Consider the following 24,765-nt stretch of genomic DNA (forward strand, 5'->3'; position numbering starts at 1 on the left):
CCAAAGCGCGTCCAGCCCATCACATTACTACCCGGTTGAACGCTCCGCTCCCCTTTCCTCAACCGGGTTTTTTAATGTGCGAGTGCACAAGTTCTGTAACAAAATCTTGCCGATGCTTGCGCTGTCATGGGGCTACAGTCATTCGACGTTGACTAGCCGAGCTCATGGTGTGGCAGATTGAAGCACCCTACCCGGTATACTCCCCGCCAGTACCTAGATATACTCCCTACCAGTACCAGACATACTCCCTACCAGTACCCGCATAGACAGCTTGTGAGGCTTGACTAGGATTACTCCGATGCCACATTCACCTGAAGAGAAAAAACGCGTCCTGGCCAGAGTCCGGCGAGTTCGGGGGCAATTGGATGCTCTTGAATCAGCACTCCAGGCAGGAGCCGGGTGCGGTCCGGTGCTGCAGCAGATCGCCGCCATGAGAGGCGCCGTAAACGGACTGATGGCCGGGGTACTGGAAAGCCATCTTAGGGAAGAGTTCACGACCTTAGTCAACACAACAGACGCCCAGCGGGCTTCGATCGATGAAGTGATTTCTCTGGTGCGCACGTACCTGAAGTAGCCGTCATTGGCCCATGCCGATGGCGGTACCCATCTCAATGAGCACTACCCTTTGGAGAAGACCTTATGAAATCTCGTGCAGCCGTTGCCTTTGAAGCGGGTAAGCCGCTTCAGATTGTTGAGATCGACGTAGCACCCCCTCGTGCAGGTGAAGTGCTGATCAAGATCACCGATACCGGGGTATGCCACACAGACGCCTTCACTCTGTCCGGTGATGATCCTGAAGGCCTGTTTCCTGTCGTACTCGGCCATGAAGGCGCCGGTATCGTGGTTGAAGTCGGCGAAGGCGTGACCAGCCTCAAGCCTGGCGATCACGTCATCCCCCTGTATACCGCGGAATGCGGCGAGTGCCTGTTCTGCAAGTCGGGTAAAACCAACCTGTGTACCGCCGTGCGCGCGACCCAGGGCAAAGGCGTGATGCCCGACGGCACCAGCCGCTTTTCTTACAACGGCCAACCGCTGTATCACTACATGGGCTGCTCGACCTTCAGCGAATACACCGTGGTCGCAGAAGTTTCGGTCGCCAAGATCAACCCCGACGCCAACCCTGAACACGTCTGCCTGTTGGGCTGTGGCGTAACCACCGGCATCGGCGCAGTGCATAACACCGCTAAAGTCCAGCCGGGCGACACCGTGGCCATTTTCGGTCTGGGCGGCATCGGTCTGGCTGCCATTCAAGGTGCTCGTCAGGCCAAGGCCGGTCGCATCATCGCCATCGACACCAATCCGACCAAGTTTGACCTGGCACGCCAGTTCGGCGCTACCGATTGCATCAACCCAAAAGATCACGAGCAGCCGATTCAGCAAGTGATCATTGAAATGACCGGCTGGGGCGTCGACCACTCCTTCGAATGCATCGGTAACGTTCATGTCATGCGTGCGGCGCTCGAATGCGCACACCGTGGCTGGGGGCAATCCATCGTCATCGGCGTCGCCGGTGCCGGTCAGGAAATCTCCACTCGGCCATTCCAGCTGGTTACCGGTCGTACCTGGAAAGGCTCGGCATTCGGTGGCGTCAAAGGCCGCAGCCAGTTGCCGAAGATGGTTGAAGACTCGATGAAAGGCGAAATCGAACTCGCTCCGTTCGTGACCCATACTATGCCGCTGGAACGCATCAACGAAGCGTTCGACCTGATGCACGAAGGCAAATCCATCCGTACGGTCATCAAATACTGACAGGTTGCCCGGGGCGCGAGCCCCGGGGAGCTTTTCGTATCAACCCTGAGCAATTCCGGAGATACACATGAGCAATGTAAAACTGCATCCTTCGCTGGACGCTGGTATCAAGCCAGCCGCTGCCGATTTCGCTGGTGGCACCTTGCAGTGTTTGTGCGCGACCAACAAGGTTGAGGTCAAGATTGACGCTCAAACCCTGCACAATCACGCATGCGGTTGCAGCAAATGCTGGAAGCCTGAAGGCGCGAAATTCGCGGTAATCGCGGTCGTTCCACGGGAAAAAGTCAGCGTGACTGCAAACGCAGCCAAACTGGCCATCGTCGATGAAAGCGCCACCATCCAGCGTCACGCGTGCAAAGACTGCGGCGCGCACCTGTACGGTCGCATCGAAAACACTGGCCATGCGTTCCACGGCCTGGATTTCGTACACACCGAACTGTCGCCACAAACCGGTTGGGCCGCGCCTGGCTTTGCTGCATTCGTGTCGTCTGTCATTGAAACAGGCACCCCGCCGGCCGAGATGGACGGTATCCGGGCTCGTTTCAGCGACATCGGCCTGCCGACCTATGATTGCCTGTCTCCAGCACTGATGGATGCCTTGGCAACTCACGTCGCCAAGCAGAACGGCGTACTCTGACCGAGCAGCAATACCGTTAGGGAAACTCTGAAAAAGGCTTCCAGAATTGGTGAAATACCCGCCTCACAGGAATCGAACGGTTGAGTCCCGATGAAACAGATGTCCTTCGCCGATGCTGAGTACGCCGGCAAACGTAAGCAGACCCGCCGTGAGCGCTTCCTGATCGAGATGGATCAGGTCGTGCCCTGGAAGGGCTTGATTGCCTTGATCGAGCCGCATTATCCGAAAGGTGAAGGCGGTCGTCCGGCGTATCCGTTGCTGGCCATGTTGCGGGTTCATCTGATGCAGAACTGGTTCGGCTACAGCGATCCGGCGATGGAAGAATCACTCTATGAAACGACGATTCTGCGCCAGTTCGCGGGGCTGCATCTGGATCGAATTCCCGATGAAACCACGATCCTCAACTTCCGGCGCCTGCTGGAAAAACATGAGTTGGCGGGCGGGATCTTGCAGGTCATCAACGGCTATCTGGGTGACCGTGGCTTGATGCTGCGCCAAGGCACGGTGGTCGATGCGACGATCATTCATGCCCCGAGTTCGACCAAGAACAAGGACGGCAAGCGCGACCCGGAAATGCATCAGACGAAAAAAGGAAATCAGTACTTTTTTGGTATGAAAGCGCACATCGGCGTCGATGCCGAATCCGGCTTGGTGCACAGCCTGGTGGGCACGGCGGCGAATGTGGCGGACATGACTCAGGTCGATCAGTTGTTGCATGGTGAGGAAACTTACGTGTGCGGCGATGCGGGTTATACCGGTGTGGAGAAGCGTGCTGAGCATCAGAACCGCACGATGATTTGGTCGATTGCCGCGCGTCCCAGCAGCTATAGAAAGCACGGAAAAAAGAGTTTGATCGGGCGTATGCGACGCAAGATCGAATACGCCAAAGCGCAGGTGCGGGCCAAGGTTGAACATCCCTTTCGCGTGATCAAGCGCCAGTTTGGCTACACGAAAGTACGCTTTCGTGGCTTGTCGAAAAACATCGCCCAACAGACAACCTTGTTCGCATTGTCGAACCTGTGGATGGTGCGAAAACGGTTGTTGAATGCGGGAGAGGTGCGTCTGTAATGCGGGCTGATCGCCCTGAAACAGCACGATCAGAGGAAAGAGCCGTGAATTAAAGACAAGAAGGGTCTGTTTTTCGGCCGACTTGGATTTTTTGAACCTCAAGCAGCGAGGGCCTCAAAAATCGGTGGGTACTTCAGACCTTCCTTAGAGGGTGTAGACAAAATCAAGTAGTCAGCCGACGAGCAAGCATCCGGGCCTCGGCCAGCCACACCCATGCTGCACTCACATCGAACAAGCGATCGTGGTGCATGATCAAGCGCCTGGCCCGCTCATTCCAGGCGTGAGTTCGTTCCACTACCCAGCGCTTGGGCATAACCACAAAGCCGCTTGTAACCGGCGCTGTCGTGAACAAATCGCCTTGTTCTGAATGCCACTTCCCGGTACGTCGATTGTTTGGCCCTCGAATGACTTGAACTTCAAGCGAATGACTGTGCCGCGTGCGCTGGGCCCACTTTCCGGCATAGGCACTGTCGACGAACAGGGTATTCAATGATGGGTACTTGCTCATCGAGGACGTCACCGCGTCGTCTGCCGCATCTCGATCCTGCACGCTGGCTGCACTGATGCTCACCGCCAAGAGCAAGCCTAAGGTATCAACGATGAGACTGCGCTTGCGCCCTTTCACCTTCTTGCCTGCGTCGTAACCACTTTCACCACCCTGGGGCGAGCTACGAGTTGATTGAGAATCCAGAACAGCGGCTGACGGCTTTTCATCACGATCCACCCGCTCTCGCCATTGGGCACGAAGCCGATCATGCATTTGCTCAAATTTGCCCTGAGCGCTCCAGCGGCGGAAAGTTTTATAGACATTGTCCCAATGTGGAAACTCGCGAGGCAGCATTCGCCATGAGCATCCAGTGCGCACGACATAGCAGCAAGCCTCCAGGAGCGTGCGCCTGGAGTGCCGGGGTGGCACGCCACGACCGCCCGATACTTCAAACAAATCTGCGACCAGCGTCCATTCGGCGTCGGTCAGGCAACTGGGGTAGCGCTGCTCCGGCAACTGACGCCGGTGTGCCTCGGTGTAGCCATAAGACTTACGAGGTTCGGGAGGTTGGAAACTACCTTTGGCCCGTTCCTTTACACGAACAATCCCCGCCAGTTTCAACGCCTTTGCGAACGTGTCGGGATGATGCGGATTTCGGTGAACGTGACCGAGCGTTTCGCTAATACGTGACCGGTGCTTCCACCCCGGTTGCGCGGGTTCTGGATTGTAATCGCATCGGTCACGATGCGGCTTGTTCCTCGGCTTTTTTTCGGCGCAGCGACTCGCCTTTCATCGTCAGCCGGTAGGCGTTGTGCACCAGGCGGTCGAGGATGGCATCGGCCAGGGTCGGGTCGTTGATCCAGCCGTGCCAGTGCTCGATGGGCAGTTGGCTCGTCAGGATGGTGGAGCGGCTGCCAGCGCGGTCGTCGATCACCTCCAGCAGGTCATGCCGGGCTCCTTCCTCCAGCGGGGCTAGCGCCCAGTCGTCCAGCACCAGGACGTCGACCTTTGCCAGCTGTTGCAGGGTACGGCCGAAGCTGCCGTCGCCATGAGCGATGCGCAGTTGTTCCAGCAGGCGCGGGGTGCGCAGGTACAGGGTGCTATAGCCCTGGCGGCAGGCCTGGTTGCCCAGGGCGCAGGCCAGCCAGGTTTTGCCGGCACCGGTCGGGCCGGTCAGCAGCAGGTTGTGCTGCTGGCGGATCCAGTCGCCACTGGCCAGGGTGGCGATCAGACGCTCGTCCAGGGCGCGTCCGGAGCGGCGGTCGAGATCTTCCAGGCAGGCGTTGGCGTACTTGAGCTTGGCCTTCTTGCGCAGCCGTACCAGGCGCTGGTTGTCACGCCAGGCCAGTTCACGGTCGAGCAGCAGGCCGAGGCGCTCATCGAAACTCAGGCTGTGGCTGGCCGGCAGCGTCCATTGCTCTTCCAGGGCGCGGGCCATGCCGTCCAGGCGTAGCTGGTGCAGTTGATTCAGGGTGTGTTGCGGCATCATCGAACAGCTCCTGTTGCGGGGGTTGGTAGTAGTCGGCGCCACGGACGTTCTCGTGGTCGCCGGGTAAGGTCGTTTCGGCGGCACGCTGGGGCAGCGGCTGTTGATCCAGGCCTTGCTGGAGCAGGTTGCGCACGCTGCGCCCGGTGAAGGCGCGCAGGTGTACGGCACGTTCGGCAGCGGCTTCCAGGCGTGCATTGCCATAGCGCCGGGCCAGCGAGAGCAGGCCGAGGCAGGCGCGGTAGCCCATCTCCGGGTGCGGCTTGTGGGTCAGTTGGTGATCGATCAGTTGGCGCGTGTAGGGGCCGATCCGCGCGCCCCAGTCGAGCAGGCGTTGTGGCGTCCATTCGCGATGCGCCTGGTGCGCCGCGGGCATGTGCTCGCGCTGGGTACTGTAAGCGCCGCGTCGCCCCAGCAGCAGGTGGCTGGCCACCCGCCGGTTGCCATGCAGCACTTCCAGGGTGTGTGCCGTCAGTCGCACGTCCACGTTCTGCCGGGCCAGGGCGGAGGGCACGCTGTAGAAGCTGCCATTGACCTCGATGTGGTAGTCGATGCTGACCTTGCAGCGCTTGAAGGTGGCGACCTCGTAGGGATGCACCGGCAACGGTCGCAAGGCCGGACGATCCAGGCGCTCGAACCAGTCGCGCCGGCAGCCATCGGGCCGCTTGAACGGGCGCCGATTCAGATCCTCCAGCAGCTCGGCGATAGCCTGGTTAAGCGCATGCAGGCTGAAGAACTGCCGGTGGCGAAGCCGCGCCATGATCCAGCGCTCGACCACCTGCACCGCCACCTCGGCCTTGGCCTTGTCCTGGGGTTTGCGTGGCCGCGCCGGCAGCATCACGGTGTCGTAATGGCGGGCGCACTCCAGCGCCGCCCGGTTCAGGCCCGGCTCGTAGCGATCCGGCTGGGCGACCAGGGCGCGCGGATTGTCCGGCACAACCATTTCCGGCACGCCGCCAAAGTAGGTCAGAGCCTGGCCCAGCGAGGTCAGCCAGTCCACCTGGGTTTCGCCTGGCGTCGCGCAGGCATAGGTGTAATTCGAGGCGCCCAGGGCGGCGACGAAGATGTGCGCCCGGCGCACTTCGCCGGTGGCCGGGTCGACCACCGGCAGCGTCGGCCCGGCATAGTCGATGAATAGCTTCTCGCCCGCACGGTGCAGCTGACGCATCGAACGTTTGAGCGTCTGGGCGTAGCGCCGGTAGTGCTCGACGAACTGGGTGTAGCGGTAGGTCGGCTGGCCCGCATGCGCGGCGAGATATTCCTCCCACAGCAGCTGCAAGGTCACGCCCTTGCGTCGCAACTCGCGGTGGATGCTCAGCACATCGGGCAGCACTCGCTCACCGCGCGGCTTGTTCGTCGACGTCGGTGCAAACAAGGCGGCCGCCAGCGCGGCCTCGTCCATGGCCACCAGCGCCGGCCAGTCCAGCCCGGCCACCCGCGCCGCCGCGATGTACTTGCTAACCACGCCCTTGGACAGCTGCAAGGCACGGGCAATCTTCTCGTGGGACAAGCCGGCCTCAAACTTGAGGCGCAGACATTCTTTGATGTTTCGCATGGCTACTCGCGGCGCCGCCATCTTCCTCTCCCGAAATCGGTCGAGGATGGCGGCGCATCAGGTCATGCGCAACGAAGGGGAAGGCTTTCGCTAAGTCGTGACCGGCGATTTCGGTAAGCCGTGACCACCTGTTTCGGAACAGGCGGAGAATCGGTCACGTTGCTACCGAAATGAGCGGTCACGCGTTAGCGAAATGAGCGGTCACGATCAACCGAAACGGCCGGTCACGGTGCTCCGAAATCCGCAGGGATGAGCGGTGATGCATGTTTCAGCATGGAATGCTTGCGCCAATTCGGCCTGACTGGAATAGGGCTGCGCATGAGCAAGCTTGGTCAGCAGTGGGTAATGCTCCGCAGCAATTGCGGGCGGGCGTCCAGTTTTAGGCATGGCAATGCTGTATATAAGAGAGGCAAGGAGTTTACTTTATTTTGTCTACACCCTCTTAGGTTCAACGCGGCTGAGTCACCACACGAAGGAATTCTAGTGATGCTGATAAAAGTCGAAAGAGGAAGTACGTCGGACGACTGGCTCGTTTGGATGAACGCATGGTGCGTTAAGTTTCGCAGCTATGCAGAAGCCGAAGAATTCGTGAAAAGATTGAAAGGCCGTATAAATGCACCGCATCCCTACCCCATTGGCATGGCAGACTTGTAATCGAACTGTCTTGACGGTGTCGCCTCCGAAGCATCCGCCCAAAGAATGGTCATCAAATTGCAATCATCGGCAACAACAATGACGCTATACGCGCGCTCGGTCTTTCGCGGCCGCTTTAGGTGGCCCCAGTTAATTATGTGGGGCGCACAACATCAAAGGTGAATCGGACCGCGGTCCGGAAAAGAAACCGCGGCGACCGATCAATCAGGCGGCGGGGAGCAGGCCTTTCTGTTTGGCGACATGAGTCGCCAGTGCGTCCATCAAATCTGGGGACAGGCAGTCATAGGGTTCCAGGCCGATCGAGCGCAAGCGCTCGCGGATAGCCTTCATTTGCGCTGGCGGTGTTCCGGTTTCGATGATGGAGGACACGAACGCCGCGAATCCCGGCGCAGCCCATCCGCTCTGTGGCGAAAGCTCGGTGTGGACGAAGTCCAGGCCATAAAACGCATGGTCCTTGTTCTCGATGCGCCCAAAGAGATGGGCGTCACACTGCTTGCAGGCGTGGCGTTGGATGGTGGCGGATTCGTCGACAATCACCAGCTTTTCGCCGTGGGCAATGACGCTGACCTTATCTCGAGGCACCACGGCGATAACGGCGAATGTCGCGTTTTGTGGTTTCCAGCATTTGCTGCAGCCGCACGCGTGGTTATGCAGAGTTTGTGCGTCGATCTTGACCTCGACCTTGTCGGTCACACACAGGCATTGCAGGGTGCCACCTGTGAAATTCGCGGCGGCGGGTTGGATACCATTGTCCAGTGCAAGGTGAAGTTGCAAGGTGCTCATGCTGGCGTCTCCGTTTTAGGGTGTCAGACAAAAGTGCCTGGGGCCGTGCCCCAGACCGGTAGTTCATCAGAACTCGATGACGGCGCGGATCGATTTGCCTTCATGCATCAGATCGAACCGCGGCGGATTTCGAATAGGACACAGTGCATAAACGAGTGACCTCCTTCGGTGTGACCGGTCGGTTACCCAGATCAAGAATAGTCTGCGATGACGCCTCGAGCGCGGCTAGGGTGTCGTTGTGATCCATGACTGAACCGTATGACCATCGCAGCCGAATTCACGGGTAATCTCTTCTTGATCGTCGGGTAACCATCGAAAAAATGCTTCGTCTGACAAAATCGCCATGATCACCGATAGCGCATCGCTTTCATTCGCTAGCACGCGTTGAAGCGTAATAGTTGTGTCTTTGAGTATGTAAGCGAACTACTTCTGAGACAAGTTTATGGGATTACTGGGTATCTCCGTCGACAGCGCTTGGTGCCATCAGGCCTTTGCCAAAGATCGGAATTTTCACTTCAGCCTGCTGGCCGATTTCGAGCCCACTGGGGCTGTGGCGCGACAGTATGGAGCATACGATTCCCACCTGGGGGTTTGTAAGCGGGCGCTGTTCGTGATCGACAAGGAGGGGCTGATCGCCTGGAGCTACGTCTCACCGATGGCAATCAATCCTGGGGCAGACGGCATTTTGGATGCGTTGGATGCTCTGGCGAATTCGCCACAAGGCACGCAAACCAAAAATTAACAGGTGATCACATGGCCACTCTCAAAGTCCCGGTAAGTGACAACGACCATCGCCAGGGCAGTGCGCATGCCAAGGTCACCCTGGTGGAATTTGGCGACTATGAATGTCCTTACTGCGGTTTAGCGTATTGGGTCGTCAAAAAGCTACAGCAGCATTTTCTCGAGGATCTACAGTTCGTGTTCCGTAACTTCCCATTGACCACCGCTCACCCGCATGCGCTCGGTGCAGCTGTCACCGCGGAGTATGCCGGGAGTCGGGGATTTTTCTGGGAGGCTCACGACGAATTGTATGAACATCAGGATCGATTGGGCCTGCCGCTATTTCGGGCCATCGTTCAAAAACACGGCCTCTCCAGCAAAGAACGCGTTCTTGCCATGCAGGACGATATTTACCTCCCCAAAATACAATCCGACTTTAATGGCGGCGAACGAAGCGGCGTGAATGGCACCCCAGCGTTTTACATTGACGGGCTTCGCTATGACGGGGTTCCAGAGCTCGCCGAGATGAGTCGGATGATTGAGCTTTCGTTGGTGCGCGGACGAAATCGCTAGAGAGCGACATCGGTTTGGCATCAACCACACCGTAGCCGAGGGCTCTGCAGTCATGGGTGGATCAGCTATCCGCCAGGTGGCAAAAACTTAATCAAAGAAGGCCAGGGTGCGAACTTCGATACTCTCGCGCGGTGGGGCTCCCGGCGGCGTATTTGGGTCCCGGAAGGCGGTATGGGGCGTGAAGCGGGCTCGGCCGTCGTGACGCGAGTCATACCCCTTGATCAGCAAGACTTCGTCACGGAGCATGTCCGGAAAATAGTACCAGCGCTGGTGCGGAAAATAGTACCAGCGCTGGTGCGGATTGTAGGCCAGGTGGTAGATCTCACCGATACGATCCGGATAGACCAGGGCGGTGGCCAGTAGGTCATTGGGGTCGAGCGTCGAGGCGTCCAGCACGGCCAGCGGCGAGCGCTTAACGGGCCCGCTCATCGGGCGCCAGAGGTTGATCTGGGCCACCGGCACCGCTGCCAGTGTGGCGGCCTGATCCATGCCCAGCGCGTCGCGGATACGTTCAGGCCCCTAGCGCTCTGTGTAGTCATTATGCACACGGCTGGCTGGGCCGCGAACATCCCGCCCCTCGGCGTCGCTGCGCCTGGTGTGGTCGAAGATGATGACCCGGCCCGCGCCCGTCAACTCCTTGATCAAGGCCTTGACCTCTTCATAGTAGACGTTTTCCACTGAGGTATCGTCGTAGAGGTCGTCGACCACCGTATCCCGCCGATGGAATTCGAACCCCTGCTTGTCCAGAGAAAGGCTGTCTGCCAACGGACGACCGTTGTGTATCGTGACCTCGCGCTCCTCCTGCTCGGCAAAGGAATGCGGTTCACTGTCGCCGGTCAGAGCCTCGGTATGCACATAGGGCTTCGCATCGTGCTTGACCAGGTAGGTGAGTGTCGTGATGACACTGGCGGGCATATCGGTTGTGCATTTCAAGTAACACCTCCCGGTCTGCTGACCGCATCCGGCGTGGTGTCACCGTGGCGGCGCTGTAGCTTGCATGTAGACTCTCGATCGTATGCCTTCGAACGGACACTTTCAAATGCTCCCCGAGGTGCATGGTCCCCGACCGGTAGAAAAGGACATCTCTCAACTCGGCACCGACGACCAGCTTGACCAGGACTGGCGCGTCGGACTCCAGGCCCGCGCCCAGGGCGACTACTAGGCGCACGACGAGTAGCACATGGAATCCATACCCCGTAGTTTGCAGCAGGAGCACTCGTTGCTTTGGTTGTCTCGGATCCCGCTGCTGACAGCGTCTCAAGCCGTGATCCTGAGACGCTGCGTAATGGCACAAAGTAATCTGGCGTGGTGAGCGCTGACACTCTCTACTCCCCCGGTTCAAGAACTGCCCGCCCGCGAGTTTGTGGCGGGCGGGCAGTCCAGGTGACGAGGGGTGTCCCTTGCCTGCGACAGACAAGATGAAGTCGCAGTATCAACCCGAGCGAACCTCGATCCGCCTGCCACGCGCGCGCTTTTCCTTGGGCAGTTCGACACGCAACACGCCGTTGCTGCATCTAGCTCTCGCCTGCTCGGCATTGACCGGAGCGGGAAGCTGAAAGGTGCGCCGGAAACTGCCGAAGGTGCACTGCCGGACGCGATAACGCCCATTACCCTGCTCCTGCTCGATGTGCTTTTCATCGCTAATGATCAGGGCATCTCCTCGCACTTCCAGATTCAGATCCTCCTTCACCATTCCCGGCACATCAAGGCGAACGACGATCTGGTCGCCATCCTCGTAAAGATCACCGGCCAGCAATCCCCAGTTCGAGGCAAGTGCCGGTGACGAGGAAGGAACCTCCGACGAGTTCCTGCTCCGGTTGACGGGCGTGAAGCGCGTCAGCGCCTCGCTGGTACGATCACGAAGCTGACGCCAGCCCTCGCCCAGCGAATACCAAGTTTCCACCAGGCCATGCTTGAGTTCAGCTAGTTTGTCCATGGGGTCGACCTCCGCACACTCAAGGCCCTACTCGCCTTTCACGACAATCTTGCCAGGCTGGGCATGCGCATGTTTGGGAACGCGCAAGCTCAGCACGCCGTCCCGTAACTCAGCGTCGATCCGGGTCGTATCCAGCTCAAAGCTCAAGGTAAAGGCTCGTCTGAATCGTGACAGCTGGACCTCGGCGTAGACGGCCTCCAGGTGTTGGGACATCTGCGGCATGATCTCCCCTTCCAGCAAAAGCGTGTCACCTTCCACATTGACCACGAGACGTTCCTTGGGCACGCCCGGAAGGTCGGCAAACAATTGGATTCCGTTGTCATCTTCGAAGACATCGACACGCGGCAGCAGTGTTTGGGTTTCAGTCTCACTGCGCACGACTGTTTGCTTGTCGTTCATGGTGATTCCTCCTTCAAACCGATGCTGTTACTGAATGGCTATGCGCCTGGGCTGCGCCACCTCACGCCGAGGTAGCAAGATGCGCAGAACACCGTCGCAACAGTGAGCTTCTACCTTGTCGGTATCGACCTCATCGTTGAGGCTCACAGTACGCTTGAAGCGTCCGGAAAAACGCTCGTTGGCATACACGGAGCAATTGCCCTCATCTGCACTGCGCACCGGCCGGCGCTCGCCAGAAATCGATAGCAACCCTCGGTAAATCTGCAGATCGAGGTCGTTCGGATCGACGCCCGGAACGACGGCGAAGATCTGCATGCTGGACGGCGTGCTTCCTACGTTGACGGCAGGAAAAGCGTCACTGGCCAAGGCGCGAATACTGCCCGGGCGCCCGAGACCAGGACTTGTTGAAGTTCGCGCTGCAGCCTCTCGAACTCGGCAATGGGATCGCTCGACAGATTAAGAAGGGACACGTACATGACAATCCTCCTTCCATCTGACTGACATGATCTCGAACAGGAGACACGGAACACCCTGCTCCGGCCCCTGACGACGGGAAATATGTAAGCGATTTCGACGTTTTTCAAGTCATGGCTTAAACGAATATGGAATTAGATACTCCTACCCTTTTGCACGTTGAATCTTTTCCCTGGTCCCACTGAATGAAGCCAAGAAAAGGCTCTATTCCAGGCCTCCCGAGCTCGATCAGGTTCGAAGATGCAGTCAAACTGTATGACTTGCCTGACGACCCTCCGAGCGCCGTGGGGTCGAGTTTTTCACCCTGCTTGCCCGCGATGGCCTCGGCGGCCCCTTCAGTGGCACTGATCGCTTCGATTGCCAGCGGCCAGCCGTCGTTATCCAGCGCACCACGGAAATTCACTGCGGCCACAGGACGGAGCACGTCCTGCAGGAACTCTTCCTCGCGACTCCAAATTAGTTTCACCGTTAGCCCCACGGCCTTGGCCAATTTGATGGCCTGCAGGTACCGGCTGGCGGAATCGTACAGAAAATGCCGCCCGAAGAATCCACCCAGCAGCGGCGAATGCAATGTGATGCGGGAAAGCTCCAGACCAGTGTGTTTGACTATGTCCGCACGAAACATGTCCGGCGCCTGATTCGGCAGCCAGACCTCCAGCGAACCGCCCGGATTAAATTGGCCAGCGCAGAAGGCGGTTCCAACTGCCCGTGGTTCAGGTATTGGTTGCGGTAAGTGGCGTCGACCCCGGGTCTTGGCATTGACAAAAATCGCAGTCCCCCTTCATTTTCGTCAGGAAGGTATTCGCTGGTTTCTGCTTAACAACGTATCTTTTACGTGCGGGGTACCCTTTACCGTCCACCATGATCAGCACCAGCGCGGCTTTTTTGGACTCGGTAACGACCAATTGCTCTGAATATCAATTATCTCGATGAAGTTTTTTATTAAGGGCGACTGCTGACTTTTTCGCCAGACGAAATAGATATCGCTCGAGTCCAGGCCAGGCACATGATCGGCCTGAAATGTATCCGCTTGGCTAGCGTAAAGGTCGACATAACTTTCCGGAACACAGGCGAAGCCTAACCCTTCTGCTATACATGCAAAAATACTCGGATACGACTCGATTTCCAAAATCGCCCGAGGCTGGATGCCGTTGCTTTCAAGCCAGTTGTCAACCTGGTATCTGTAGTGACAGGTGCGACCAAATACATACAGTTCAAGTCCAGCCAAGCTTCCGGGGGTGGGCGAGGAGAAAGCCTTCGGTACCACTCTCAGTAAGCGCTCACGAAAGGCTAAGCGGCTTTCAAGCAACGGATGCTCAATTGGGCCATCAGTGAGGATCAGATCAAGCTCGCCATCGATCAATAGTCGCTCCAAGTGTAGCGAGTGCTCCGGACGGATGTGGAGATCTACCCCCGGCGCCTCCAGACGGTACCGTACGAGACGCTGGGGCAGATGATTAGCCAGCGCCACATCCAGCGCCCCGACTCGAAGCACACCATTAATGGAATCGGTCGAAAAAAGCGAGCGTGTTTCAGCCGCCAGATCGACGAGCAACTTTGCGTTGCGGTAGACCAGCCTACCTTCGGGTGTAACCAGCAACCGGTTTTTTTCTCGGTTGAACAGGACGACACCCAGCTGGTCTTCAAGCTCTCGTAGCCTTGCTGTGATGTTCGAAGGTACGCAATGCAGCTGTACGGCGGCGGCGGCTATTGTGCCGTGCTCTACGACGGCGCAAAAAAAACCGAGCTGTGAAAGCTTCAAGACATTTTCCTTTTGTGATGGCACTGCTCACTTTTTGTCACTTTTTGTGAATCCAGTGTAAGCTTAACATCGGCCTCGCAAAGGCATCCAATCACCTTAATCTTCTGGCCTCAAAGGCTCGCGATAGATAGGGCGTGGACGCACGGCTTTCGTCTCTGTTAGAGAAAGCCTTCTAAGAGATGTCGGCCTTGCGGGCCGACGCTGCAGCGGAGAAACTAATGCGCATCCTACATACCATGCTACGCGTAGTAGATCTGGATAAAACCATTCACTTCTACACCAAAGTGCTCGGCATGAGCCTTTTGAGACGGAAAGACTATCCGGAGGGCAAATTCACCCTTGCTTTCCTCGGGTATGGTCCGGAGACAGAATCTGCCGTCTTGGAACTGACGCGAAATTGGGGACAGGATAGCTATGAACTTGGCGATGCTTACGGGCATGTCGCTATCGAGGTTGAGGATGCAGAAGCGGTGTGCAATCGCGCAGCAATTCTGGGTTATCGCGTTCCTCGGCCAGCAGGTGTCATGAAACATGGACGCACGATAATCGCTTTCATTGAAGATCCCAACGGGTACAAAGTCGAGCTGATTCAAAAAGGCACACAATTCGACTAACCGGGTTTTGGCATGCCGGTTCGGTTCTAAATCGCTCCTTTTGGATCAAGATTTCACAACGCATCGAAGACGAGGGTGCAGCGTAACCGTCCGGCGAAGTCACCTACCCGACTTCAGCGCTAAGGGCGATGTTCTCCACTTATAAAGTACGTGGACACCTTCGCCCTTATCTCCGGATTTCCATGCGCCAAAGAACCTCTTATCCCAAACCGTTTAAAGTCGAAGTCGTCCAGGAATGCCTGACACCAGGCGTATCGATGGCCAGCGCTACTTAGCGCCACGGGATCAACGCCAACCTGGTTCGAAAATGGATTCCTGTTTATAGCGATGGTCAGCCGCCGGCGCCGCCCGCTTTTGTTCCGATGAAACTTGAGTCGTTAAATCAGCCGGTTCAGCAAGGGCCTGTCAGCATCAAGATCCCTTTCGGTCAGCAAAAACTCACGGTGAAATGGCCATCTTGAGGGTTGGCCGGGATTCGCGCCAAATTCGCCAAAATGCAATTAAGCTTATGATTTAAAAGCTAAAACTGAATTTTGTAGTCAATCGGTTTGATCTTCCGATCGAGGTCCAGGGTGTAGTCGCCAAAACGATTGATGTAGTGGTCAACTAATCCCGGACACGACGTTAAGTTTTTCTTCGGCGCGAGCTGGCGCCAGCCCGCCGTTGAATTGATGGGGTCGAACCCAGTTGTACCGATGCATCAAGAAGTGGCTGATATCGCGCTGGGCTTCTTGAGCCGTTCTGTAGCCCGTGGTCGGTATCCATTCCGTTTTCAAGCTGCGGAACACGCGCTCCATTGGCGCGTTGTCCCAGCAATTCCCCCGGCGACTCATGCTCTGGCGCATGCGATAACGCCACAATCGCTGACGAAATAAACGACTTGCATACTGGGACCCTTGATCTGAGTGAAACAGCAGGCCCTGAGGTCTTCCTCGTTGCTCGTAAGCCATATCCAACGCCTTGATCACCAGATCGGCGTCCGGCTTTTCCGATAACCCCCAGCCCACCACCCGGCGCGTGCAAAGATCCAGCACGACAGCCAGGTAATGCCATTTCCCCTGGGCCCAAATGTAGGTGATGTCGCCGCACCACACTTGGTTGGGGGCCGGGACATCGAACTCCCGATTCAAGATGTTCGGGATATCGAGTCGCTCTACCGTCGCTCGTTTGTAGGCATGTGATCCGGGTTGTTTACTGACTAAATCAAGCTCGCGCATCAAGCTGCGCACTTTGAACCGACCAAGCTGCTCACCGTCTTCACGCATCAGCGACAAGATGCTGCGGCTGCCGGCAGCGCTACGGCTTTGCGTGAACAACTCGCTCACCCGGCTGCGCAACCGAAGCCGTTCAACATCGGGCGTGCGGCGCCTAAGGCGCTGGGCGTAGTAGCACGAGCGGGTGACTTCAAACACCTTGCACAGCCAATCAACCGGCTCATGGACGCTCAGCTGATTGATCAGCGCGTAGGCTCGTGATCTTCCGACATCAAGAGCGCGGTAGCCTAATGAGATGGTCACCCCCACACCTTGCGAGGGCTACGCTTTAGCAGGGTGTTTTATTTTCGGAGGGCATCATCATGAGCGAGTCAGCGCTGATAGGCATTGATCTCGGTAAACATACGTTCCATCTGCACGGCCAGGATAAATCAGGCCGGGAGCTGTTTCGCAAAAAATGTTCACGGGCGCAAATGATGCAGTTTTTCGCCAGCTCGCCGAGCTGTGTCGTGGCAATGGAGGCCTGTGCGGGGTCGAACTATGTTGCTCGTCAGTTGGCGGCAATTGGACACACTGCCAAGCTGATTTCCCCGCAGTTCGTTAAGCCCTTCGTCAAGGGCAACAAAAACGACTTTGTCGACGCTGAGGCGATTTGCGAAGCCGCTTCTCGTCCTTCGATGCGTTTCGTTACACCCAAGACTGAATCCCAGCAAACCCTTTCTGTGCTCCATCGAATGCGCGAAACGTTGGTGCGTGATCGCACCAGAACCGCTAATCAGATGCACGGTTTTCTATTGGAATTTGGCGTCAGCCTGCCCAAAGGTTTGGCCATCATGAAGCGTCTGGCGGTTGTTTTGGCTGAGCATGAACTGCCTGTTCGGCTGACGGTGTTGCTGCAGCGTTTGCACGATCATTTCGTCTACCTGGATGAGCAGATCAAGGAGTTGGATAAAGAGGTAGCGGGCCAACTGGCCGACGATGATCTAGGTCGCCGTTTGCTGAGCATCCCGTGTGTGGGGCCGATCACCGCCAGCCTGCTGGCTGTGGAAATGGGCGATGGTCAGCAATATGGTTGCAGCCGTGATTTCGCAGCGTCTGTGGGACTTGTGCCGAGGCAATACAGCACGGGCGGACGGGCGAATTTGCTAGGCATCAGCAAGCGGGGCGACAAAAATCTCAGGCGCCTGCTGGTGCAATGCGCAAGGGTCTACATGCAACATCTGGAGCGGCAGAAAGGGGCGCTGGCGGACTGGGTAAGATCTCTGCTAACACGGAGGCATTCCAACGTAGTTGCCTGCGCGCTGGCCAACAAGCTAGCCCGTATAGCCTGGGCAATTTCTGCACACCACACCGAATACGAAGCAGGGCCAGACGCGCTGAACGCATGACCCTGCGGTTGTTGCTTTACCACGATTTACCTTTCAGGTTTTGCGATAGCTGAATAATGGATGACGTAAACGGCCTACCGGCCTGACGAAGAACCTGTTTTAAAAATTGGCTCAGCGAGAAGCCGTTAGCCTTTTCAGGATCGTCAGGCGCGACTCTCATCATGGCGCGAGTGAATCATCCAATAGACGCCGGATAGATTTAAGCAAGCCAACTACTTCGCCCATGAATCAGCATTGCAAAAAAGGGGGTGACCATAGATTTTAATATGGATTTTTCCCGTTCAATGCGGGCAATCCGGGCTTCCAGCTCCTGAATTTTCTGCTGTTCCGGGGTCAATGCTTTGCTCTGCGGCGTAACACCTTGGCGTTCCTGCTGAACCTGATCAACCCAGCGGCGCAGGGCTGACTCGCCGACGCCGAGTGAACGGCTGGCTTCGATGTAGCTGTAGTTTTGCTTGAGCACGAGGTCGGCAGCCTCGCGTTTGAATTCAGCAGAAAAGGAACGGCGTTGTTTGGTCATCTGACACCTCGATCTGGCGAGCATTCTCGCCTAAATGGGTGTCCGGTTTCATTAGACCACTACACACTGACCTGCTCCCCAGACTTCCGTCAACCGTACCAGGAGGCTGAACGTATCGGCAAGGCTCATCCGGCAACCTTCGATACCCTCGACTTCGATGTCTACACCAACCAGAAGTGGGACCGACTGCAGGAGAGTCACGCCCAGGATATCGTCGTGCATTATCCCGACGGGCATCAGTCGAAGGGGCTTGCCGCACACATTGAAGAACTGAAGCCAATGTTCGTGTTTGCGCCCGACACCCGGATTCAGGTGCACCCGGTAAAAATCGCGTCAGGCGAGTGGACCAGCGTCATTGGTGTGATCGAGGACTGAAGTGGTTGCCAGGATTTGAAGGCCGCGTTCGGCACGATTGTACTGATCGTGATCATTTCCTGTTTTCGCTCATCAACCACCTTCAGGCCATAGGCATTGAGCCAATGATGCAGCTCCTGAAGAGTTTTGAACGCGGTATAGGATGTGCTGTTCACCGTGACGGTGAAGTAGTAACCACAACCCACAGCTGAACGGTGCTGGATAAGCACAAACAGTTGCCGCTTGCGATACATGCTTGCGAGGCGCTCGCCTGGCAGATCCCGACCAGGACGGTTGGGGATGTTGGTGATGCAGTAATCGCCCCGATACACTTCGTTAGTGACTTTTCCTCACATCAAAACCATTGGCAGGCAGCCTGCGAACGGCCCGGGAGCTTATAGATTTTTGCTAAAGACCAGCGAGTTGCGCTGGAAGTTGTAGCGAACTAAAGGGGTCGTAGTCTGAGTGTTCCCCACAAATCTAGTCCAAACCCCGCGCCTGCAGGTGCACTTCCAGGCGCAGGGCTTGCTCCATTTCCTCCAGGGTGTCGCGGCGGATTTCCTGCCCGTAATTTCGCCAATATTCCAAGCCTAACCGCCATAGTGATAACACCCGCTTGTTCTTGAGACCGCCAACCTGATCCATGTGGCCCGAAGACCCGGACTCAGGATGTTTTTTCGAGTGCTTGCAGGATGTCAGCGGGCCGTATCGGCAGGTGGCGAAGTCGAGCGCCGACGGCAGCGAAAATCGCATTGCCGATCGCGGGACCGACCACTGTGGTAGCGGGCTCACCCAGGCCGACCGCGGCTTCGGTGCTCGGGAGGAATTCGATCTCCATCTCGGGGACGTCACCCATCCGCAACGGCGTGTAGGTGTCGAGATTGGTGTCCTTCACCTCCCCTTTCTCGATCTGCGTGCCTTCGTGCAGCGTCATGCTCACGCCCCAGAGGGCGGCCCCCTCCATCTGCGCGAGAGCGCCATCGGGATGCACAATGGTGCCCGCGTCGACAACGATGGTGAGTTTTTCCAGCTTCACCACGCCGCTGGCACGATCAACCTTCACGCGGGCCACGCAGGCGAGCCAGGTCGGCATGCCGCGCTCCTGACCGAAGGTGGTGGCGATGCCCAGCCCGCTGTCTGCCGGCAGTGTGCCGCCCCAGTTGGTTTTTTCCGCTGCGCGCTTGAGCACCTTGGCCTGACGGGTGGCGCCGCCGACTGCATTGGGTGCGCTACCGGCGTTCCTGCCTTTGCCATCGAGCAGGGCGAGGCGGAAGGCGAGCGGATCGGCATCGACCGAGTGGGCGGCCTCATCCATGAAGCACTCCAGGGCCCAGTTGGTCCAGCCCGGCCCAACCGAACGCAACCAACCGGGTCGGAAGGTGCGGTTGGCGAGGTCGTTGGACAGGGCGCGTACCCGATGCGCGCCGACCGAATACCAGTGGTCGGCCCCGGCTATCGCGAAGGGGTCGTAAGGCACGCCATTCGCGCCCTTGGGCATGAAGTCCGGCACCATGATCTGGGTCGGCCAGCCAGCGGCGGCATGATGCTCCATGGCAATTACGCTGCCGCCTTCGCCGAAGGCCAGGCGCAGGCGTTGGATCGAGGGCGAACGGATGGAGTCGAAGCGCACATCGTCGGCGCGGGTGCAGAGCATCTTCACCGGCTTGCCGATGGCTTGGCCGCCAGCGCCGCCGGCACGGCATAGTCGCCGTTGAGCCTGCGCCCGAAGCCGCCGCCTAACAGATAGCTGCGCATGATGATCTTGTCCTGGCCGCCCCCGAGCGCCTTCGCTAGTACCGGCAGGATCAGCGACTGCCACTGGTTGCCGGTGTGGATTTCCCAGATACCGTCCTTCTCGAACGCCAGTGCGTTGAGCGGTTCCAGTTGGAAGTGCAGGACGCTCGCCGTGCTGTAGGTACGCTCCAAGGTCGATTTCGCCTTGGCGAATGCTTCGTCGACACCTTCATCGGGCCATACCAGGGAGCCGACCGCGGGATCGTCGATCAGTTTGGCGCCGTGGTCGAGCAGGTCCTGCTCCGACACGTTGGCCGTGTCGCCTGCAGCCCAGGTCACCTGCATTTTTTCAGCTGCACTATTGGCGGCGGTGAAGGAGTCGGCATACACCATCACCCAGCCTGGCACCGTGCCGGAGGGGTCATCGAGGGCGATGCTCTTGAGGTAGCCTTTCACGCTTTTGGCGGCGGAATCGTCGATGGACACCACCTTGGCTCCGTAGCGTGTGGGCGGCAGCAGCGGGCGGGCATGGACCATGCCCTCGACGCGCGCATCGATGCCATAGCGGGCGCTGCCGTCGGTCTTCGAGGGGACATCGATGGCCAGGGTTTCCTTGCCGATCAGCCGTCGCTCGGTCGGTTTCTTGAGCGGGATTCGTTTGAGTTCATCCGCCGTAAGGCTGCGGGTGAGGTCGCCGCGCTGGACGATCTCGGCATAACTGATCGACCGCTTGCCGGCCTGGACCCTGCTGTTGCGTGCGGTGCAGGCAGCGGGTGCAACGCCGAGCAGCCTGGCGCCCTCCTCGATCAGGGCGATGCGGCCGGCGGCACCAGCCTGGCTTAGTGGCTCGAAGCTCTGCCACACGGACCAGCTGCCGCCGGTGACCATCAGCCCCCATTTGGGATGGGTGTCGACGTAGTTCAGGCGCACCGACTGCCAATCCGCCTCCAGCTCGTCGGCGACGATGCGTGCCAGCGCGGTGCCGACATGCTGGCCCATCTCGGCCTTGGCGATGTTGGGATTTGGGGAGCAACGGAACAGAAAGTGCACTTAAGCCCTACCAGCGTCGTTCAGTACCTTCTTCCCAGGCATCCTGTCATTTTCAGAAGTCGATTGCACTACTGAGTAGACCAGCTCCGCACCCACTGGCGTCCAGCAGTCGCAAAAAGTCCACTGGGTGGGCTTTGCTGGGACATTGCGCTAATTATCTATTGAGGCAACGCACGGTATAGCGTGGTTCGATGCACCCCCAAAAGACGTGCAACCTCGGAGACTGATTGACCCTTATCAATCAACCTACGTGCATGGGTTATCTGCTCATGAGTCAAAACAGGCTTAGGCCCAAATCGAACACCTTTGGCTTTGGCCGCAGCTCGGCCAGCACTGGTGCGTTCCCCAATCAGCGACCGTTCAAAGTCAGCAATCCCCGCGAAGATCGTCAACACCATTCGCCCGGCTGGTGAAGTAGTGTCAGCCCAGGGCTCAGCAAGCGAACGCAGACCTGCATTGATCTCTTTTAGGCGTTCGGCAATATGAAGCAGGTCTGTCGTTGACCTGGCCAAGCGATCCAACCGTGTCACGGTCAGCACATCACCTGGTCGCAAATGATCGAGCAGCCGACTCAGCTCTGGACGGTCTCGCTTGGCACCGCTGACCTTCTCTTCGAAAATTCGCTGACAACCGTTTTGCCCAAGTGCAATCCGTTGCTGCTCCAGGTCTTGCCCTTGTGTTGAAACCCGAGCGTAACCAATCTGCTGACCTTTGTTTTCCATGGAGCACCTGTCGCATTTATTGTCGCAGGTAACTTACAACGTGCGACAGATTTATGCGACAGGTCAGAGCCAACAAATCCAGCGTATGTGTCGTTTTCAGAAGACGGCTGCACTGAACGTCAGAAGCCGACTGCACTATAGCAGCGGAGGGGTTGGATCCATCAGGCAACGACGGGCTGCTGCCGGCCAATAGCCGACAATGACGACACTGGAAATCCCCGCCTGTGAGCGTCGGCTCAGGGCGGGACAGCGTCATCCAGCTACCTGCGCCACTGACTCAGCCTTGTCCAGCCGGCCGCGCCGCACGAACAGACTGACCAGCCGTTGACGGATCGCCACCTGGAGTTCCGCCAGTTGTTCCGGCGTGATGCGAATTTCACCCGCTCGACGAGCGCAACACCGGCGCCGCCTACGCCAAGAACCGGCGAATCGAACTCAAACTCACGAACCGCTGAGCGCCGCGTCACCGCGCTGCTGCGCCAGCCAGTCGCGCGGGGCGCAGCCCATGCGCACGCGGAAGGCGCGCGCCAGAGCGTTCGGGCTGCCGTAGCCGACGCGGTCGGCCACCACCGCCACCGGCCGCCCCTGCTTGAGCAGGGTGCAACTGACGTTCATCCGCCAGTCGGCCAGATAGTCGCCCGGCGTGACGCCCACCGCGTCCTTGAACGCGGCGGCGAAGCGCGCGCGTGACATGCCCGCCTTCGCCGCCAGCGCCTCGAGCGACCACGCGGTCTGCGGCGCATCGTGCATGGCGGTTATGGCGCGCGCGAGTTTCGGGTCGGCCAGGCCCGCCAGCAGTCCGGTGGCGCCAAGCCGCCCATCCATCAGATAACGCAGCAACTGGATCAGTAGCAACTCGCACAAGCGGTCGATGGCGGCCTGCCGACCGCACTGGTCGCGCTCGGCTTCGGCAAACAGCAACTCTAGCGTCGGCCCGAGGCCGGGCAAGTCCGCCAACGGAATCAGCAGCATCGACGGCAAGGCCATGGCCAACGGATTGCCCGTCGAAGCGCCCAGGTCGACCTCCGCACACAACCGCTCAGCGGTATCGCCGGGGGCGGCGACAAAACGATGCGACGCCACGCGCGGATAAAACAGCAGGCTCGGCTCGGTAACCAGCAGATCTTCATGCACGGGCGAACGCACCGTAATCGGGCCGCGCCGCACCAGATGGATATAGCCATGCGGCGCCGCGTAATGATGCTGCCCACAGAAGGCGCCGCTGTGAAAAACGCGCGCCGAAAGCGAGTAGTGCCGGAGCAAGCCGGCCAGTCGATCCGCCATTCCACTCTCCATATAAGACGATAGGTTACGTATTTGATACTTTACGTGCCATATCGTACCAAACAAAGGGCGATCATGCCCACGTGCTCTTGCACCTCACCCACTACGGAGATAGACATGACCCAAATCGCCCCCCTGACCATCGACACCGCTGACGCCGCTACCGCTGCCACACTCAAGGCCGTCAAAGCCAAGCTTGGCATGGTGCCGAACCTGTTCGCCACGCTGGCCCACGCGCCGGCGGCGCTCAATGGCTACCTCGGCTTGTCCGAAACGCTGGGCACCGGCCGCCTGAATGCCTCCCAGCGCGAGATCGTTGCGCTCGCTGCCGGTCAAGCCAATCGCTGCCAGTATTGCCTGAGCGCACACACCCTGATCGGCAAAGGTGCCGGACTGTCGGCAGAGGCCATCGCCGCGGCCCGCACCGGCCAGGCGGCCAACGCACTTGACGATGCAATCGCCGGCTTTGCCCGCGCGCTGGTCGAGCAACGCGGCGTGGTGTCGGCCGACGCCATGGCCAACTACCGCCGCGCGGGGCTCGACGACGGCCTGATACTGGAAGTGATCGCCAACGTCGCGCTGAACACGCTCACCAACTACACCAACCACATCGCCGACACCACGGTGGATTTCCCCGTGGTCGCCGTCTGATCTCCATAGGCATATAAGGAGAACACGATGAAAATCGCACTCACCGGCGCTCTGCTCGCCAGCGCCCTCGTCCTGCCACTGGCCGTCACGGCCGGCGACTTTTCGCCCTATGTGGACAGCCAGGGCGGCATCAGCCGCCCCACAGACTTCCGCACAAACTTCGTCCACCTGGACTCATATGCGGTGTTGGACGAAAAATCCGCCTCTCGCGGCTTGCACGATGTGTACACCGAAAAGGCCTCGGCCGAGCACTACCGCAAGACCGGCAAGTTCTTGGACGGCGCCACGCTGGTGAAAGAGATCCGCAAGCTCGAAACCAGCGCCATGACCACTGGCAACCCTGTGGTCTGGGGTTCCGATGCGGCCGTGTGGTTCGTGATGGTCTAGGACGCCAAAGGCCGTTTCGCCAGCAACCCCTTGTGGGGCGACGGCTGGGGCTGGGCGCTGTTCAAGGCCGACGCCCCCGCCAAGAATGTCGCCGTCAGCTACGAAGCCGACTGCATGGGCTGCCATGTGCCGGCGGCCAAGACCGACCGCGTATTCATCCAGGGCTATCCGACACTGACCCAGCACTGACTTGCTGCCGGGTTACGCTTCGCGCAGGATGGCACCTCCGTCCTGCGCGAGCCACCCTTTCCGGAAGCGCGCCATGCCGACACTCGACGCCTTTCTGACCGACGTCCGCGCCTGCACGCGCTGCGCACCGCATCTGCCACACGGCGTGCAGCCGGTCTTCCAGTTTCACCCGAGTGCGCCCATCCTCATCGCCGGCCAAGCACCGGGGGCCCGGGTCCATGCCTCAGGCGTGCCCTTCGACGACGCCAGCGGCGCGCGTCTGCGCGCCTGGCTGGGCGTGGACCGCGACACCTTCTACGACCCTACCCGCATCGCCATTCTGCCCATGGGCTTCTGTTATCCGGGCACCGGCAAAAGCGGTGACCTGCCGCTACG

General features: G+C 58.7%; 20 protein-coding genes and 9 pseudogenes. 12 read left to right on the top strand and 17 right to left on the bottom strand.

Annotated elements, in window-relative coordinates:
- Positions 1–298 precede the first annotated feature (298 nt).
- The 4 genes from frmR (at position 299) to ACYZUM_RS11760 (ending at position 3,454) form a co-directional block, all read left to right on the top strand.
- Positions 299–574, top strand: coding sequence for a formaldehyde-responsive transcriptional repressor FrmR (gene frmR, locus ACYZUM_RS11745; protein ID WP_200656216.1), 276 nt, complete (start codon positions 299–301; stop codon positions 572–574).
- A 65-nt stretch (positions 575–639) separates the two neighbouring features.
- Complete coding sequence (locus ACYZUM_RS11750) at positions 640–1,749, top strand: S-(hydroxymethyl)glutathione dehydrogenase/class III alcohol dehydrogenase (RefSeq protein WP_200656217.1); 1,110 nt, start codon at positions 640–642, stop codon at positions 1,747–1,749.
- Between the two features lie 67 nt (positions 1,750–1,816).
- Positions 1,817–2,386 carry an S-(hydroxymethyl)glutathione synthase gene (gfa, locus tag ACYZUM_RS11755; protein WP_200656218.1) on the top strand — a complete coding sequence of 190 codons (570 nt, stop codon included), beginning with the start codon at positions 1,817–1,819 and terminating at the stop codon, positions 2,384–2,386.
- A gap of 90 nt (positions 2,387–2,476) precedes the next feature.
- Positions 2,477–3,454 (top strand): IS5 family transposase, encoded by a 978-nt coding sequence (locus ACYZUM_RS11760; protein WP_308936173.1) that lies wholly within the window; start codon positions 2,477–2,479, stop codon positions 3,452–3,454.
- Positions 3,455–3,617: 163 nt separating this feature from the next.
- Here ACYZUM_RS11760 and ACYZUM_RS11765 read toward each other — a convergent pair.
- From ACYZUM_RS11765 to gfa (ACYZUM_RS11785), 5 genes and pseudogenes are all read right to left on the bottom strand, one after another.
- Positions 3,618–4,586 (bottom strand): annotated as a pseudogene (locus ACYZUM_RS11765) (IS5 family transposase); the annotation flags it as partial.
- Positions 4,587–4,680: 94 nt separating this feature from the next.
- Positions 4,681–5,430, bottom strand: a complete 750-nt coding sequence (istB, locus tag ACYZUM_RS11770) for an IS21-like element IS1474 family helper ATPase IstB (RefSeq protein ID WP_003460139.1) — start codon at positions 5,428–5,430, stop codon at positions 4,681–4,683.
- Entirely contained in the window at positions 5,318–7,003 is a 1,686-nt protein-coding gene (istA, locus tag ACYZUM_RS11775; protein ID WP_473061204.1) for an IS21 family transposase, read from the bottom strand. Before istA ends, istB begins: the two co-directional genes overlap by 113 nt.
- Positions 7,004–7,219: 216 nt before the next feature.
- A pseudogene (locus ACYZUM_RS11780) lies at positions 7,220–7,369 on the bottom strand (IS5/IS1182 family transposase); the annotation flags it as partial.
- A gap of 471 nt (positions 7,370–7,840) precedes the next feature.
- On the bottom strand, positions 7,841–8,419 hold the full coding sequence (gene gfa, locus ACYZUM_RS11785; protein WP_200657274.1) for an S-(hydroxymethyl)glutathione synthase: 579 nt from the start codon (positions 8,417–8,419) through the stop codon (positions 7,841–7,843).
- A gap of 442 nt (positions 8,420–8,861) precedes the next feature.
- On the opposite strand from gfa (ACYZUM_RS11785), the gene ACYZUM_RS11790 reads away from it, so the two are divergent.
- On the top strand, positions 8,862–9,161 hold the full coding sequence (locus tag ACYZUM_RS11790) for a redoxin domain-containing protein (RefSeq protein ID WP_234451291.1): 300 nt from the start codon (positions 8,862–8,864) through the stop codon (positions 9,159–9,161).
- 11 nt (positions 9,162–9,172) lie between these two features.
- Complete coding sequence (locus tag ACYZUM_RS11795) at positions 9,173–9,712, top strand: DsbA family protein (protein WP_200657275.1); 540 nt, start codon at positions 9,173–9,175, stop codon at positions 9,710–9,712.
- A gap of 87 nt (positions 9,713–9,799) precedes the next feature.
- On the opposite strand, the pseudogene ACYZUM_RS11800 reads toward ACYZUM_RS11795, so the two are convergent.
- From ACYZUM_RS11800 to ACYZUM_RS11825, 6 genes and pseudogenes are all read right to left on the bottom strand, one after another.
- Positions 9,800–10,627 (bottom strand): annotated as a pseudogene (locus ACYZUM_RS11800) (CmcJ/NvfI family oxidoreductase).
- A gap of 517 nt (positions 10,628–11,144) precedes the next feature.
- Positions 11,145–11,648: an Hsp20/alpha crystallin family protein gene (locus tag ACYZUM_RS11805; RefSeq protein WP_200657276.1), complete on the bottom strand. Its 504-nt coding sequence runs from the start codon at positions 11,646–11,648 to the stop codon at positions 11,145–11,147.
- Positions 11,649–11,675: 27 nt separating this feature from the next.
- On the bottom strand, positions 11,676–12,047 hold the full coding sequence (locus ACYZUM_RS11810) for an Hsp20/alpha crystallin family protein (RefSeq protein ID WP_200657277.1): 372 nt from the start codon (positions 12,045–12,047) through the stop codon (positions 11,676–11,678).
- A gap of 27 nt (positions 12,048–12,074) precedes the next feature.
- Complete coding sequence (locus ACYZUM_RS11815) at positions 12,075–12,362, bottom strand: Hsp20/alpha crystallin family protein (RefSeq protein WP_234451294.1); 288 nt, start codon at positions 12,360–12,362, stop codon at positions 12,075–12,077.
- A 406-nt stretch (positions 12,363–12,768) separates the two neighbouring features.
- A pseudogene (locus tag ACYZUM_RS11820) lies at positions 12,769–13,313 on the bottom strand (molybdopterin cofactor-binding domain-containing protein); the annotation flags it as partial.
- 73 nt (positions 13,314–13,386) lie between these two features.
- Positions 13,387–14,283: a LysR family transcriptional regulator gene (locus ACYZUM_RS11825; protein WP_179055911.1), complete on the bottom strand. Its 897-nt coding sequence runs from the start codon at positions 14,281–14,283 to the stop codon at positions 13,387–13,389.
- A gap of 218 nt (positions 14,284–14,501) precedes the next feature.
- Between ACYZUM_RS11825 and gloA the strand changes: the two genes are divergently transcribed.
- Positions 14,502–14,897: a lactoylglutathione lyase gene (gloA, locus tag ACYZUM_RS11830; RefSeq protein WP_084321250.1), complete on the top strand. Its 396-nt coding sequence runs from the start codon at positions 14,502–14,504 to the stop codon at positions 14,895–14,897.
- A 602-nt stretch (positions 14,898–15,499) separates the two neighbouring features.
- Here gloA and ACYZUM_RS11835 read toward each other — a convergent pair.
- A pseudogene (locus ACYZUM_RS11835) lies at positions 15,500–16,399 on the bottom strand (IS3 family transposase); the annotation flags it as partial.
- A gap of 74 nt (positions 16,400–16,473) precedes the next feature.
- On the opposite strand from ACYZUM_RS11835, the gene ACYZUM_RS11840 reads away from it, so the two are divergent.
- Positions 16,474–17,499: an IS110 family RNA-guided transposase gene (locus ACYZUM_RS11840; protein WP_200657278.1), complete on the top strand. Its 1,026-nt coding sequence runs from the start codon at positions 16,474–16,476 to the stop codon at positions 17,497–17,499.
- A 259-nt stretch (positions 17,500–17,758) separates the two neighbouring features.
- Here ACYZUM_RS11840 and ACYZUM_RS11845 read toward each other — a convergent pair.
- A pseudogene (locus tag ACYZUM_RS11845) lies at positions 17,759–18,019 on the bottom strand (transposase); the annotation flags it as partial.
- On the opposite strand from ACYZUM_RS11845, the gene ACYZUM_RS11850 reads away from it, so the two are divergent.
- Positions 18,008–18,394 (top strand): nuclear transport factor 2 family protein, encoded by a 387-nt coding sequence (locus tag ACYZUM_RS11850; protein ID WP_200657279.1) that lies wholly within the window; start codon positions 18,008–18,010, stop codon positions 18,392–18,394. The pseudogene ACYZUM_RS11845 and the gene ACYZUM_RS11850 overlap by 12 nt on opposite strands.
- A gap of 643 nt (positions 18,395–19,037) precedes the next feature.
- Here ACYZUM_RS11850 and ACYZUM_RS11855 read toward each other — a convergent pair.
- From ACYZUM_RS11855 to ACYZUM_RS11870, 4 genes and pseudogenes are all read right to left on the bottom strand, one after another.
- Complete coding sequence (locus ACYZUM_RS11855) at positions 19,038–19,688, bottom strand: molybdopterin cofactor-binding domain-containing protein (RefSeq protein WP_442793759.1); 651 nt, start codon at positions 19,686–19,688, stop codon at positions 19,038–19,040.
- 9 nt (positions 19,689–19,697) lie between these two features.
- Positions 19,698–21,106: pseudogene (locus ACYZUM_RS11860) on the bottom strand (xanthine dehydrogenase family protein molybdopterin-binding subunit); the annotation flags it as partial.
- Between the two features lie 209 nt (positions 21,107–21,315).
- The gene (locus ACYZUM_RS11865; RefSeq protein WP_095010287.1) at positions 21,316–21,879 is read right to left on the bottom strand and encodes a recombinase family protein; all 564 of its coding nucleotides are present in this window, start codon (positions 21,877–21,879) and stop codon (positions 21,316–21,318) included.
- Positions 21,880–22,320: 441 nt separating this feature from the next.
- Positions 22,321–23,163, bottom strand: coding sequence for a helix-turn-helix transcriptional regulator (locus tag ACYZUM_RS11870; RefSeq protein ID WP_049275859.1), 843 nt, complete (start codon positions 23,161–23,163; stop codon positions 22,321–22,323).
- A 75-nt stretch (positions 23,164–23,238) separates the two neighbouring features.
- Here ACYZUM_RS11870 and ACYZUM_RS11875 point away from each other — a divergent pair, with 75 nt between their 5' ends.
- From ACYZUM_RS11875 to ACYZUM_RS11885, 3 genes and pseudogenes are all read left to right on the top strand, one after another.
- Positions 23,239–23,814 (top strand): carboxymuconolactone decarboxylase family protein, encoded by a 576-nt coding sequence (locus tag ACYZUM_RS11875; RefSeq protein WP_003464997.1) that lies wholly within the window; start codon positions 23,239–23,241, stop codon positions 23,812–23,814.
- A 27-nt stretch (positions 23,815–23,841) separates the two neighbouring features.
- A pseudogene (locus ACYZUM_RS11880) lies at positions 23,842–24,390 on the top strand (cytochrome P460 family protein).
- A 73-nt stretch (positions 24,391–24,463) separates the two neighbouring features.
- Positions 24,464–24,739: pseudogene (locus ACYZUM_RS11885) on the top strand (uracil-DNA glycosylase family protein); the annotation flags it as partial.
- Between the last annotated feature and the right edge of the window lie 26 nt (positions 24,740–24,765).

This window comes from Pseudomonas sp. m6p, assembly GCF_055760375.1.